This window comes from Butyrivibrio sp. INlla21, from assembly GCF_900116875.1.
Lineage (GTDB): Bacteria > Bacillota > Clostridia > Lachnospirales > Lachnospiraceae > Butyrivibrio.
Window position 1 is genome coordinate 96,931 of sequence record NZ_FPCC01000006.1, and the last position, 14,276, is coordinate 111,206.

Genomic DNA, 14,276 nt, shown 5'->3' on the forward strand with positions numbered 1-14,276 from the left:
TTCATTCCGTAATATTAAAATTGAAATCGGTTTCAACAGAGACTGTTTTGATCGGAGTATTTATGGAAAAAGATAAGACGGGAGCCGGAAAGACAATAACCATATATGATATTGCCAAGGAAGCGGGAGTTTCAGCTTCTACGGTTTCGCGCGTCCTTACAGGCAACGCAGCCGTTCGCCAGGATAAAAAGGAACGCATTCAGAGCATAATCCAAAAATACAATTTCAGACCGAACGCCCTTGCAAAGGGGCTTTCCGATACATCAACCAAGACTATCGGTATCATCGCGGCGGATGTAAGAAACCCTTATTATTCCGCGCTTTTCGTGGCATGCGAGGTTGCTGCGGAAGAGGCCGGTTACAACGTCAGCCTTGCCAATTCTCTCGGAGAAAAAGAGAGAGAGCAGGCGCAGTTGGATCTTTTGCTTCAGCAGAGAGTCGATGCGATCATACAGATGGGCGGAAGAGTGGATGACCTGATAACCGACGATACATACGCCGAGAAGGTCAGAAGCGTATGTAGGACAACCCCGGTTGTCGTAACAGGTAAGCTTGATAAGGCGCCTGTTCACAGCGTTGTCATTGACGAAGCCAAGGGCATGAATCTTGTCATGGAGCATCTTATAGGGCTCGGGCATAAGAAGATCGCGCTTGTCGGCGGAGAGATGAGAGTTAATTCCACATTTCTTAAATACCAGAAATATCGTGAGATACTTGATAAATACGGCATACAGGAAAACGGTGAGTATGTCGTTAACGGAACCTACGATCCCGAGACGGGATACGAAGCGACCAATAAGATCTTGGAGCTTAAGGACAGACCGACCGCGATAATCGCGATAAATGACTTTGCGGCAAGCGGAGCACTTCGCAGTATCAGAGAGCATAGGCTCCATGTACCCGAGGACATATCGGTAATAAGCTTTGATAACACATATATCGCAGACCTTGTAATGCCTAAGCTTTCCAGTGTTGATTACAACTATGAGGACTACGGTAAGCAACTTATTGAGATTGCCACCAGCGCCGCAGAAGGCAAGGATACGGACAATATCAGAATGGTAGAGCCTCAGATAGTAATAAGAGACAGCACGGGACCCGCACCACGTTCCGGTAAAAAATAAAATAATAATCGTCATATTCCACAAAAAAAGAGGGTATCTTAAGATACCTTCTTTTTTTGTTTGTCAGGATATATGCGTACGAAAACGTGTAAGTTAAACAGGGGCAATTTGTTGCTTTTTCACAAAACTGCAATCGGTTTCAAAAATCTATTGACGAGGCATTGTTGATTATGTTTAAATTATTATATGAAATCGGTTGCAGAAAGTTCAAAATGCACAACAACTAAGTAATTGCACGGAGGGAGTAATGAGTAAAAACAAGAAAACCTCACCCGAAGGTATAAAGAAAAGGGGAATTTTCGAGACAATATGGAGATACAGAGTACTTGAACTGATGTGTCTTCCGGCCGTGCTCTTTTTCTTTTTATTCAGTTATATGCCAATGCCCGGTATCTACGTGGCATTCGTTAAATACAACTACAGAAAGGGTATATTCGGAAGTAAGTTCATAGGACTTGATAATTTCAAGTTCCTGGCAGAATCCGGAAAGCTCTTTGATCTTACCAAGAACACCATTCTTTACAATCTGGCATTTATCTTACTTGGTAATTTCCTTGCAATACTCGTAGCGATACTTCTAAACGAGATGAGAAGCAAGATGTTCAAGAAGGTTTCGCAGACACTTATGTTCCTGCCTTATTTCATTTCACAGGTTCTTGTGGGACTTCTTGTTTACAGCTTACTCAATTATGATACCGGCTTTGTAAACGAGATACTGGTAGCTCTCGGAAGACCGAAGTGGCAACCGTATTCGAACCCGTCGGTATGGCCGGTGATCATAGTTCTCATTCACTTATGGCAACAGACAGGATATAACTCAGTTGTATATTTCGCAGCGATATGCGGAATAGATGCAGAGATAATCGAGGCGGCCAAGGTTGACGGAGCCAATGCTTTCCAGCGAATAAGATACATTATCTTACCGTCGCTGAGACCTACGATCGTCATCCTTCTTCTGTTTGCACTCGGAGGAATCGTAAGAGGTAACTTCGGACTGTTCTGGAACGTAATCGGATCCAACTCGGTACTGTATCCTACAACGGATATCATCGAGACCTTCGTATACAGAGCAACAATGTCAGACTTTAATTTCTCCACTGCTTCGGCAGTCGGCTTCTATCAGTCACTGGTAGGATTTGTGGTAGTTATGTTTGCCAACTTTGCAGTTAAAAAGATTGATCCGGACTATTCACTGTTCTGATCGAAGATTCGGCAGATACCAAATTAAGTGATTACTTAAAGGGAGAAATAAAGATGGCTAAGAAAAAAGAAATGGATTTTGCTCCAAGCAATTCCAAGATAAAAATAGGAACTTCGGATTACATAGTAAGAGGCTTTGGATATGTTCTCATTTCACTGTATGCTCTTGCGTGTGTGTTCCCGTTTCTCATAATTATAGGAACTTCTTTTACAAGCGAAAATTATATAAGAACTCACGGAGTTCAGCTGATCCCCATGGACTTTTCAACCAAGGGCTATGACATGGTTATAGGAAGCGGCAATATCTGGAAGTCATACGGACTTACGATAGCGCTTACTCTTATCGGAACCACTTTGGGACTTCTGATCATAGCGATGACGGGATATGCACTTCAGAGAAAAGACTTTCCGTTTAGGAATGCGATCTCTTTTTACATCTACTTTACAAGTCTTTTCAGCGCAGGACTTGCTCCTTATTACCTGCTTATGACCAAGACTTATAAGCTCCTTGATAACTATCTTGCGGTTCTTCTTCCTCTTATGATGTCGCCATGGCTCATCATCCTGATGAAGAACTTTATCAAGCAGATACCGCATGAGATCACTGAATCCGGCAAGATTGACGGAGCGGGAGATATGACGATCTTCATACATCTTATCCTTCCCATGATAAAGCCCGCACTTGCTACGATAGGTCTTTTCCTTGCACTCGGATATTGGAATGAGTGGTATCAGTCATCTCTTTTCCTTACAACGAAGGTTGCTGTAAAGCCTTTGCAGTACACATTATATGAGGTTGTAAATAAGCTTGATGCACTTAGAAACTCCGTTGCCGGACAGTTCGTAACGCTTACGGATATTCCCGAGCAGAGCGTTAAGATGGCCAACGCGGTTTTGGCTACAGGCCCCATCGTACTTCTGTATCCTTTCGTACAGAAATACTTCATCGGAGGTATCACGGTAGGTGCCGTTAAAGGTTGAATGATGCTCATAGAAATGAGTTCAGATTTTTTATTTTTCATTTTAAGAAGGAGGATTAACATGAAGAAAAAGTTACTGGCAGCCCTGCTTAGCGTAAGCATGGTAATTGGGTTAGCAGCATGTGGCTCATCGGGATCAGGCGCCGGAACCGGCTCAGCACCCGCTGGAAGCGGAGATGAGAGCGGCACATCGGCAAATGAAGCTGCTGCGGAGATCGATACTTCCGAGCACGTTGTAATTAAATATATGACCACGGGAGATCCACCGGAGGCAGGAACAGAGAAGGAAGCCAGCTTAAATGCTATGCTTGATGAACTCAACAAGATCCTTACAGAGAAGGTTAACGCTGAGATTGAGATAGTTTATATTCCTTGGACAGACTATCTTGCAAACTATAACCTTACACTTGCCAGATTGGACGGCAGTGTAGACCTTGTAGGAACAGCTTCAGACTGGCTTGATGCTTGGCCCAATGCCAAGAACGGAGCTTTCCTCGAACTTTCAGAGGATATGCTTAAGACATACGCGCCCAAGACTTGGGAGAGCGTTCCCGCAGATCACTGGGAGCTTTGCAAATACAACGGCGAGATTTATCTCATGCCTGAGGACAACTTTGCACAGTGGACCAACCACGGCTGGATCTACAGACTTGACTGGGCTAAGGAAGCCGGACTTGAGAACGGCGTTCACAGCTGGGAAGATATGTCCAAGTACGTTCTTTGGGTAAAAGAGAATAAGAAAGACCTTAAGTATGTTTGGGATTCAGACGGAACAGAGTACGCTCAGATGGCTAACGGATGGATCGCATCACATACAGATTTCGTATCTATAGACGGTATCTGCTCAGGCGCTATTTGGGGCGGCACAAAGTCTGATCTCTACACAGTTACAACACCTGTTATGACAGAGACAGATTCACTCGTTGAGTACGCTAAGCTTATGAAAGAATGGTCACAGGCAGGTATCTGGCCTACAGACGTTCTTAACAATACATCAGGAAGTAACAGAGACGAGTTCAGAGTTGGACAGGTTGGTGTTGAGCAGCATCATACACAGACATGGACAGACCTTTGCTCAGCATTACCTCAGAACACAATTTATAAGGATGACCCGAAGGCAGAGACAGGTTTCTTCTACTTTGGTGAGGAGACCAAGAACGTAGTGGCACTTTCAATCACACACGGTGCTATGGCAATTTCTGCAGGAAGTGAGAATCCCGAGAGAGCACTTATGGTTTACGACCTTATCAGAAACGACAAGGATTGCTACATGCTCTTCAATTACGGTATCGAGGGAGTTTCATGGGAGCTCGATGAGAACGGACTTAGAAAGACTCCCGACAGCTACAACCCCGATACACAGAACATCAACGGTATGACTAACTACTGGTGGGGCAGAAACGATAATCTTGAAGTTAAGGATGCTACAAGAAACTGGGATGCAATCGACAAGCTCTATGCAGAGTATGACAAGATTAAGATCGACTATCCTTACGGACAGTTCGTTCCCGAAGTTGACAGCATTCAGGCTAAGATCGACAACTGTAACGAGCAGTATACAAACTACATGAAGCAGATCTCTTACGGTATCTACAACGGCAGTGCCGAGGACATCGTAGCTGAGATGCAGGCAGCTCTTAAGTCAGCAGGCATCGATGATGTTACAGCTGAGCTTCAGAAGCAGTTTGACGAGCTTTACAAGTAATACAAAATGACAGCGGAAAGGGAATACTTATTCTTTGGGATTAGTATTCCCTTTTTAAAAAGACTTTTTTATGAGGGATTACCGGAAAGACACTATCATGGCAAAATTTGAGATCAAAGATAAATTCTATCTTAATGACGAACCCTTTAAAATAATATCCGGAGTTTTCCACTATTTCAGGACTGTTCCCGAATATTGGAAAGACAGACTCCTTAAACTTAAAGCACTCGGATGCAACACGGTTGAGACATATATACCGTGGAATCTTGTGCAGCCCAAAAGAGACGTCTTTTGTTTTGAAGGCTTTTGTGATGTTGAAAAGTTTATTGAAACAGCGACAGAGCTTGGCCTTTACATCATAATCAGACCGTCTCCGTATATCTGCGCGGAGTGGGAATTTGGCGGACTTCCCGCATGGCTTTTAAAAGACAGAGGAATGCGCCTAAGGGTAAGCTACAAGCCTTTTATGGATGCTGTGGAGGATTATTATAAGGTTCTTTTGCCTAAGCTAAGTAAATATCAGATCACCAAAGGTGGAAACATCATTTTGATGCAGATTGAGAACGAGTACGGATACTACGCCAACGACAGAGAGTATCTTACTTGGATGAGAGATCTTATGAAAAAGTACGATATCGAAGTTCCGCTTATTACTTCGGACGGCCCCTATCACGACTGCTACAGGGGCGGAAGCATAGATGGCGTTTTGCCTTCGGGTAATTTCGGCTCAAAGACAAAAGAGAGATTTGACGTACTTAAAAACTACACGGATGGCGGCCCTTTGATGTGCGCGGAATTCTGGGTGGGCTGGTTTGACCACTGGGGGAATGGCGGACATGTAACGGGCAATCTTTCAAAGAGCGCCAAGGACCTTGAGAAGATGCTTGAGATGGGAAACGTCAACATATATATGTTTGAGGGCGGAACGAATTTCGGGTTCATGAACGGCTCCAACTACTACGACGAGCTGACACCCGACGTCACAAGCTATGACTACGACGGTCTTCTTACGGAGGACGGTCGGATTACCGAGAAATATAGAGTTTATAAGGAAATAATCGGCAGATACAATGCCGTTTCGGAAGAAATACTTCCCAAGATAAAAAGAGCCGGCTACGGAAAAATAAGGTGCAGCGAGAAGGTGAGTCTTTTCTCTGTGATCGATGAAATGAGCACCAAAACGCATCTTCCGTACACGGTAAACATGGAAGAACTTGATCAGAGCTACGGCTATATCCTTTACAGATCAAGACTTCACTCAGAGGCGGGAATAGAGAGGATAAGGCTTTGGGAGACTTTCGACAGAGCCAGTATCTTTGTTGATGAGAAGCCTCTTTTGACATTGTACGATCACGAGCTTGAAAAAGAGCACGAGATACCGATCGAGAAATACCTGTCGGTAAGCGCTCCCGCAAAAGAGCTTGCGAATAAGATCATGGAAGAAAGCGGCGATACGCTTGAAGCTGTTGATGAGAATCTCGGAGATCCCGGGCTTTGTACGGGAAGCTTTGAGGGACTTAACGAGCGCTTTGACATACTTGTTGAGAACATGGGCCGCGTTAATTTCGGTCCAAGGATGGAGACTCAGCGCAAGGGAATCGGAAGGTGCGTGCAGATAAACGGCCACATCCACAACGACTGGGACATCTATCCGCTTCCTCTTGATAACATTGATAAGGTTGATTTTGGAAAAGAGTATATTGACGGCACACCCTCTTTTTACAAGTTTGTATTTGATGTTGAAGAAAAGGGTGATACCTTCCTTGACCTCGAAGGCTGGGGCAAGGGAGTGGCATTTATCAACGGCTTCAATCTTGGACGTTTCTGGGAAATCGGGCCGCAAAAGAGATTGTATATCCCCGCGCCTCTTTTAAGAGAAGGGGAGAATGAGCTTGTCATCTTTGAGACAGAGGGCAAGGTCACGGATTATATAGAATTAAAGGACGAGCCGGATATCGGCTGAGGTTTTGCTATGGATACTGTTAAAAAGATTATTACGGGCGGATGGAAATTTCATTACGGAGAGTGCGAAGAAGCGTGGTACAAGGGCTTTGACGACAGCTCATGGGAAGAGATAACCGTGCCGCACGACTTTGCCGTTACGGGTCCGTTTTCTGAAGAATACTCAAGCGGAACGGGATATCTTAGAGGCGGTATCGCGTGGTACAGGCTTTCTGTGAAGATCCCCGAAGAATGTAAGGGAAAGCGCATCACGCTTGTTTTTGACGGTATTTATAAGAACAGTTATGTTTGGGTGAACAGTTATTTTATGGGCAAAAGACCCTATGGCTACTCGGAGATCAGCTATGATATCTCGGACAGGGCTTCGTTTGGGGATGAACCGACAGTTATTTGCGTGAAGGTCGTTCATACCGATATTTCGGATTCGAGATGGTTTACGGGAAGCGGCATAACAAGGAAGGTTTCTCTTATCGTTTCAGAGAAAGTTGCTCCCGTGCTGCATGGGCTTTCTTTTAACACTGCTATTATCGGAAAGTCGGGCGATAAGCCTGTTGCGGAAGTGAATGTAAGCCAGAAGATATTTACGGGCGTTAGTGATGTGGGCAAGATACGTGTTAAGTGCGTTGTCTATGATAATAAGGGACTATCTGTTCTTTCGATGGAAAAAGAGCTTGAGAAGAGCGAAGACGGCATCAGCACTGTAAACTTCTGGGGAACGATAGAGTATCCAAAGCTCTGGTCTGTGGATGAGCCTAATCTCTATACACTCGATACTTTCATAAAGATCGGACAGGAGGAGTACCTCGCCGATTCGCAGAAGGTTGGCGTGAGAACAATTTCTTTTGACCCCGATAAGGGCTTTTCCTTAAACGGTAAGAATATGAAGCTTAAGGGCGTCTGCGTGCATCACGACGGCGGTTGTCTCGGCGCTGCGATGAAGAAGGAAGTTTGGAGGCGCAGGCTCGAGCTACTCAAAAAGTCGGGCTGCAATGCGATAAGATGCAGCCACAATCCACACATGCCCGAGCTCTATGAGCTATGCGACGAGCTGGGGTTTCTTGTGATAGATGAAGCTTTTGATGAGTGGGAGAATCCCAAGAATAAGTGGCACCGGGGACACAACGTGTATCCGCCGAAGCACCAAGGGTATTACGAGGATTTCCCTACGTGGCATGAAGAGGATCTTCGCACGATGATAAGGCGCGACAAGAATCATCCGAGCGTCATTATGTACAGCATCGGAAATGAGATAGATTATCCGAACGACCCATATTGCCATCCGATATTTACGAAGATGACGGGCAACAACGACAACAATAAGCCCGCCAAAGAGATGGAGTACGATGTTAATAAGCCAAATATGGAGCGGCTTGTTGTTATAGCAAAAGAGCTTGCGGATATCGTTAGGGATGAGGATCCGACCAAGCCTGTTACGGCTGCTGCTGCGTTCCCTGAGCTTTCGTCCAAGCTTGGATTTAATGATGTGATGGACGTTGTCGGCTACAACTACAAGGAGCATCTCTATGCGGAAGACCACATGAGATTTCCGGGAAAGCCCTTTGTCGGAAGCGAGAACAGCCACAGACTTGAAGCATGGAATGCGGTAAAAGACAATGATTATATTTGCGGGCAGTTCCTCTGGACGGGAATTGATTATCTCGGTGAAGCGCATGGCTGGCCGATCCACGGCTCCGGCGCAGGATTTATCACGACCGCCGGCTTCCCTAAGGCAGAGTTCAATGAACGAGCAGGCCTCTGGGGCGGAAGCGGAGTTGGCGCAGGGGCGGATGCCGGAGCGGCTGCGGCTGCGATTGGCGGCGCGGTTGATTCGAAGCCCGGCGAGGCTGCGAGCGTGGGCGGCGTTAAGTTGTGGCAGCCCGAGATCGCGGTGGACGGCGATACCTTGGAGAGCGCAGGCGACATCGGCTATCTCTACCAGCTTCTTATAACGGGCGCAGGCGACGCCGAGTACAGAGTTGAGGTATCGGGGGCCGGAGAACTAGCCGGAATCGACAACGGCAATCTCTCGGACAACACCTCTTTTTCATCAGATTCAAGGAAATGTTACGAAGGCAATCTTGTCGTTTATGTGAGACGACTTGGGGGCGGCGAGATCAATGTAAGGATATATGATGCGGCATCTTCTGAAGAAAAAGCTGATATAAATCTTTAAGTAAATAATAAGGTAAATTTGACGAGCGCGGGAGTGAAATGTTAGTATATTTGTGCGGGGTTTTTAACACATACACTCCCCGCGTTTGTTTTTTTGTTGAGGATAATTCTTTTTTACGAGATTGAAAATATATTAGTTTTGAGAGGTTAGTTATGGCATCAATTATTCAGAATAGTCAGGTTTTTAATAACGAAGTTTCATTTTGCAGAGTTTACAGTATAGAGAATAAGAAGCTCCTTGAAGAGAGATTTCTTGCGCACAGGATTTCTTATTTTATCGAGTGGCAGGATAAGTCTTTTTTCCAGAGACTCTTTGACAGAAGCGGCAACAAGATAGTTTGCACATTCAGGATCAACAGAAGCGATATCGCCAAGGCAAGAGAGCTTTGCCAGGGAATCGAGGGAATCAAGTTTAAGGACAACGGCGATCTCGACAACGATAACATCATTAAGAGAAGAAGCGAAGCTGTCAAGGTTAAGGAAGACGACGGTTCCGATATGGAAATCCCGAAGATCAAAGTTGAAGAGATCTCAGGAAGCGATTCCGAGTAATTGCAGCCGCCCGGCGGCCGCTTTGTGAATTATGAGAGTTTTGAAGGTAGGGGATGTTCTTCTACCTTTTTTTAGGGAGTTTTTTATGGCAAAAGAGATTAAGAAGACCGCACAAAGAAAGAATACATCGGCAAAGAATGCGCCTGCGTCCGCAAAGAAAGCATTCGCACAAGGAAAGAAGCCCGCGAACGCAGCGGCACGCAAACCTGTTAAGAGCGCCGGACGCAGCTTTAAGCGTGGTGAAGAAGCGAGCGCAGTTTCAAAGAACAGTCGTTGCCCGTATTCTAAGAAGTGCGGTGCTTGTCAGATGATCGACACGCCTTACAACAAGCAGCTTAACCTCAAGCACGGCAAGGTGGCTAAGCTTCTCGAGCCCTACACCAAGCTTGCTTCTTTTATCGGAATGGAAGAGCCCGAACACTACAGATGTAAGGTTCATGCGGTATTTACTCATGATAAAAAGGGAAGACCTCTTTCAGGAATATATAAAGAGGGAAGCCATGAAGTCGTTCCGGTTGAGAGCTGCCTGCTTGAAGATAAGAAGGCCGATGCGATCATTGCGACGATCAGAAACCTTCTTCCTTCGTTCAAGATCAAGACCTACGATGAGGACAACGGCTATGGACTTCTTCGCCATGTGCTCATAAGAATAGGTAAATATACAGGCGAGATCATGGTGGTGCTCGTTACCGTTTCGCCCATTTTTCCGTCAAAGAACAACTTTGTGAAGGCTCTTTTGAAAGAGCATCCCGAGATTACTACAATCGTGCTCAATGTAAATGACAAGCAGACCAGCATGGTCCTCGGCGATAAGGAGAAGCCCATGTACGGCCCCGGATTTATCTACGACACATGCTGTGGCATGAAGTTTAAGATAAGCCCCAAGTCCTTCTATCAGGTAAATCCCGTGCAGACAGAGCTCCTTTATAAGACTGCGATTGACATGGCAGAGCTTTCCGGAAAAGAAACAGTGCTTGATTGCTACTGCGGCGTCGGAACGATCGGTATCATAATGAGTCCTCACGTAAAAGAGGTCATTTCGGTCGAGCTCAACAAGGATGCGGTAAAAGACGCTATTCTTAATGCCAAGATAAATGAAGTCAAGAACATCACCGTATATCAGAACGATGCGACGAGATTTATGCAGCAGATGGCAGATTCCGGTGACAAGGTAGATATCGTGTTTATGGATCCACCTAGAGCCGGCTCCACACCTGAATTTATCTCATCGATGATAAACCTTTCACCGAAGAAGATCGTCTACATCTCTTGCAGCCCTGATTCTCTCGCAAGAGATTTAGGGCTCATAACCAAAGGCGGCTACAAAGTAAAAAAGGCCGTTCCGGTAGACATGTTCCCGTTTACACGCGGGGTAGAGACCGTAGTTCTCTTAACGAAATAGTTGTGAAAAGCCATGTGTTTCCGCAGAAAGAAACACATGGTTTTTTTACGTTGTAATCTGCCCTTTGCGATAGCGCCCGAAGAAGATACCGTCATCGACATATTTATCCGTTTCCGAAACCCACATGGGGAATTTACCGGTTGTTACCGCGGTCTGTCCGTTCAGCATTCCGGTATGGAAGGAGAGATGACGATATTGGCGAAGTACCAGTTCCAGTCGCGTGTAGATACATTTCTCCGGCTTATCATACAGATCTTCATCAGTAAGTGAATCCAAATAATCCATGGTTTTCTTTTCTATTCGGTCAAGATAAGACAAGAGCTGCTCATCAGAGAGCACAACGCTTGTGGGATTATCCGGATTATCCATTCCTGCCTCATGAAATGAAGGTTCTTCGTAAACGAACGGATTGAAAAAACATTTGTCGGCTGAGTGGAGAGCGTGATACACCCATCTCCAACATGGAGCGTCGCAGCAGATAGCATCCCTGTCATAGGTTTGTATGGAAGTTCGGATGTTTAAGAAGTTGGGTTTAACGGTGTCTTTAATGATCTTACATAGTTCGTTCATGTGAAGCCCTCCTTGCGTTTGGTTGGATTTGATCGTATAATAACACCAAACATAACATCAGTAAAATTGAAATAAACTATTATTTGGTTCAAATTTACTGAATACAGGAGATTGTATGTCATCCATAGTAATAAATGAAAAAGGCCAAAGAGTCATTCAGATAGATACAATAATTTTCAGCAGTAAGCGGAGAATTGATTGGAAGGGAGTAGAAGAATATCTAAAAAAATACGTCGGGCAGAGTTATACGATAGATGAGACAGATGAAATAGTTTATATAGGATCTGATTTTCCTGATGAATACGCAAACAGTCGCTACAGTTCCAAAGCATTAGGAACAATAGGAAAAGCAAAAGCCAATGCATCGCAAGTTATTCCTGAACTTATTAAAATTGCCTCAAACATATCATTTCGAGAGAATAACGAAGAAAAACATAGCAAAAATGCCAAATTCGGTTGGTATAGGTGTACAGTTAGGTTTTCACTACCCACATTTGATGATAAAGGAAATATAACAGGAAGAAATTATTATCAAGGCAGAATGATCATACGTCATGGTGCAGATGGAAAAAGATATCTTTATGACATAATAGACATAAAAAAAGAAACGTAGTACCCCGCATAGGTAAAACCGTACGGCACAAAACCACATTTCTTGAAAGAATTCTATAACGATAATACTAGTTGTGTCAAGCTTTTTATTTCACGTGGATATGGATTTATAACTGAACTATATGGAGGATATTATGACAATTACACAGCTAAACACTTTTTTGAAAATCACTGAACTGGATAGTTTTTCCGCTGCGGCCGACAATCTGGGTTATGCACAGTCGACTGTTACGACGCAGATCAAGCAGCTGGAGGATGAACTGGGGTGTGTACTGTTTGAGCGCCTTGGCAAAACTATTTCGGTAACATCACAAGGGGATAGACTTATAGCATATGCTGAGAAGATGCTGCAATTAGAGCGGGATATTCGCCTCGATGTGGCAGATGAAGCAAATTCCTCGGGCGTATTGAAATTGGGCGTATCTGAGTCCCTTTGTATAACCAGGTTTCCGCGAATCTTGATGGAGTATAACAAGGATAACCCGAGGACAGAGATCAGAATACAGTTTGTCACGCATGAAAGTATTCCGGATCTTCTGCAAAAGGGTGAGATTGATATGGTTTATACACTAAACCCGCTTATAGAGGATGAGAGGGTTAAGATCCTGCACAAGAAAAAGGAAAAACTCGGCTTCTACGTATCTCCGGAGCATCCGATTGCAGGTAAGAGCATTAAGGAAAAAGAGCTTGGAGAGTTGCCACTTCTTTTGACAGGACACAAATGTAATTTTAGGAATATGCTGGTCGCAGACCTCGAGAAGCATGGGATCTCACCTAAAATAGTGCTGGAAACAAGCAGTAAAGAAATACTGAAACAGTTTGCCATAAACGGCTTAGGAGTGGCGTTTATCCCAGATATCACGGCAGAAACAGAAGTTAAGACCGGAAAGCTCAAACGTCTTTCTTGGAAGGGAGATGATTTCCCAATATATTCGCAGGTACTGATCCATAAGGATAAGCATCAAAACAAAGCAATCAATGGTTTGGTTGATATCATAAAGAAATAATAGTCAGGCAAAAATGTCGCCCCGATGATACTCACGGGGCGGCATTTTTTTATTTTTTCCATACCAACAGTGTGTGGATTTGTTTTACAGCATAGCGTACCATGTCAATAGTAGTACGACAGATGTGGTATACAAAAGGCCTTATATACAAAGTAACAAGCCACGTTTTTTATTTAATTCAAAAGGAGATTAGAAATGGAAAAAAGGAAAACAGTAGCGGGTTTTTTGGTCGCGATAATTATGTTTGTCCTCTATAACATTGCAAGCACTATATTTGGCGGAGCCGAGAATTTCGGCTTAGGACTCACGTCAGTTCGTGTAATCATAAGTTTTGGCGGAATCATTGCTGCTGCCAAGCTGTTTGGAATTGACATTAAATTCAGAGGAAAAGATGTGCTTAGAGGGCTTATTTCCGCCGGATCACTGCTCTTTCTGGCTGAATGTGTGCATAACCTATTTGATGCATGGCAAACACCGGAATTTGGATTTTTGCAGGCGCTCCCCGCAGTTATCATTATTCTGATATGGGGAATGGGTGTAGGTCTTTTTGAAGAAGCCCTTTGCAGAGCCGTGTTGTTTAATACATTCAGAAATCGTATGGGTGAAAGCCGTAGCAGCATAGTAAAGTCGATAGTTTTTTCTTCGCTCATATTTGGATGCATGCATTTTATCAATCTTATGGATTGTCCCAATCTTGTGGTTACAACATTTAATCAGGTTGCATACGCGACATTGATCGGAATTTCTTTGGCGTGCATTTATTACATTACAGACAATATCTGGGTGGTTTCCATCCTACATGGACTTTTTGACATAGCAGCTACCATTATGGGATGTTTTGTGACTTCAGGATCACATATTTATGCCGATCAGGATATCACCGTATTGGAAGCAATCAAAACATCAGGTTTATTTGCAGTTACTGCAGTAATATTCTTTATTCTGCTGTTTAGAGAATTTAAGAAAAGAGGAATTGAGGAGTAAAAGAGA

General features: G+C 44.2%; 12 protein-coding genes. 11 read left to right on the forward strand and 1 reads right to left on the reverse strand.

The window, feature by feature from the left end:
- The first annotated feature begins 62 nt into the window (after positions 1-62).
- The 8 genes from BM377_RS05105 to rlmD all read left to right on the forward strand — a co-directional run bounded on the left by BM377_RS05105 (position 63) and on the right by rlmD (position 11,097).
- Positions 63-1,124, forward strand: a complete 1,062-nt coding sequence (locus BM377_RS05105) for a LacI family DNA-binding transcriptional regulator (protein ID WP_092244901.1) — start codon at positions 63-65, stop codon at positions 1,122-1,124.
- Positions 1,125-1,371: 247 nt separating this feature from the next.
- Entirely contained in the window at positions 1,372-2,325 is a 954-nt protein-coding gene (locus BM377_RS05110; protein ID WP_092244715.1) for an ABC transporter permease, read from the forward strand.
- A 53-nt stretch (positions 2,326-2,378) separates the two neighbouring features.
- Positions 2,379-3,305 carry a carbohydrate ABC transporter permease gene (locus BM377_RS05115; protein WP_092244718.1) on the forward strand — a complete coding sequence of 309 codons (927 nt, stop codon included), beginning with the start codon at positions 2,379-2,381 and terminating at the stop codon, positions 3,303-3,305.
- A gap of 60 nt (positions 3,306-3,365) precedes the next feature.
- A complete protein-coding gene (locus tag BM377_RS05120) occupies positions 3,366-5,009 on the forward strand; it encodes an ABC transporter substrate-binding protein (RefSeq protein WP_092244721.1) in 1,644 nt (547 codons plus the stop codon).
- Between the two features lie 97 nt (positions 5,010-5,106).
- Complete coding sequence (locus BM377_RS05125) at positions 5,107-6,972, forward strand: glycoside hydrolase family 35 protein (RefSeq protein ID WP_092244724.1); 1,866 nt, start codon at positions 5,107-5,109, stop codon at positions 6,970-6,972.
- A 9-nt stretch (positions 6,973-6,981) separates the two neighbouring features.
- On the forward strand, positions 6,982-9,144 hold the full coding sequence (locus BM377_RS05130; RefSeq protein WP_092244727.1) for a glycoside hydrolase family 2 TIM barrel-domain containing protein: 2,163 nt from the start codon (positions 6,982-6,984) through the stop codon (positions 9,142-9,144).
- A 152-nt stretch (positions 9,145-9,296) separates the two neighbouring features.
- Positions 9,297-9,695, forward strand: a complete 399-nt coding sequence (locus tag BM377_RS05135; protein ID WP_092244730.1) for a hypothetical protein — start codon at positions 9,297-9,299, stop codon at positions 9,693-9,695.
- An 85-nt stretch (positions 9,696-9,780) separates the two neighbouring features.
- Positions 9,781-11,097, forward strand: coding sequence for a 23S rRNA (uracil(1939)-C(5))-methyltransferase RlmD (gene rlmD / locus BM377_RS05140; protein ID WP_177223804.1), 1,317 nt, complete (start codon positions 9,781-9,783; stop codon positions 11,095-11,097).
- 45 nt (positions 11,098-11,142) lie between these two features.
- Here rlmD and BM377_RS05145 read toward each other — a convergent pair whose 3' ends face one another.
- Entirely contained in the window at positions 11,143-11,667 is a 525-nt protein-coding gene (locus BM377_RS05145; protein ID WP_092244733.1) for a hypothetical protein, read from the reverse strand.
- 115 nt (positions 11,668-11,782) lie between these two features.
- Here BM377_RS05145 and BM377_RS05150 point away from each other — a divergent pair, with 115 nt between their 5' ends.
- The 3 genes from BM377_RS05150 to BM377_RS05160 all read left to right on the forward strand — a co-directional run bounded on the left by BM377_RS05150 (position 11,783) and on the right by BM377_RS05160 (position 14,270).
- A complete protein-coding gene (locus tag BM377_RS05150) occupies positions 11,783-12,280 on the forward strand; it encodes a hypothetical protein (protein ID WP_092244736.1) in 498 nt (165 codons plus the stop codon).
- Positions 12,281-12,413: 133 nt separating this feature from the next.
- Entirely contained in the window at positions 12,414-13,286 is an 873-nt protein-coding gene (locus BM377_RS05155; protein ID WP_092244739.1) for a LysR family transcriptional regulator, read from the forward strand.
- A 195-nt stretch (positions 13,287-13,481) separates the two neighbouring features.
- A complete protein-coding gene (locus tag BM377_RS05160; RefSeq protein ID WP_092244741.1) occupies positions 13,482-14,270 on the forward strand; it encodes a CPBP family intramembrane glutamic endopeptidase in 789 nt (262 codons plus the stop codon).
- Positions 14,271-14,276: the final 6 nt, after the last annotated feature.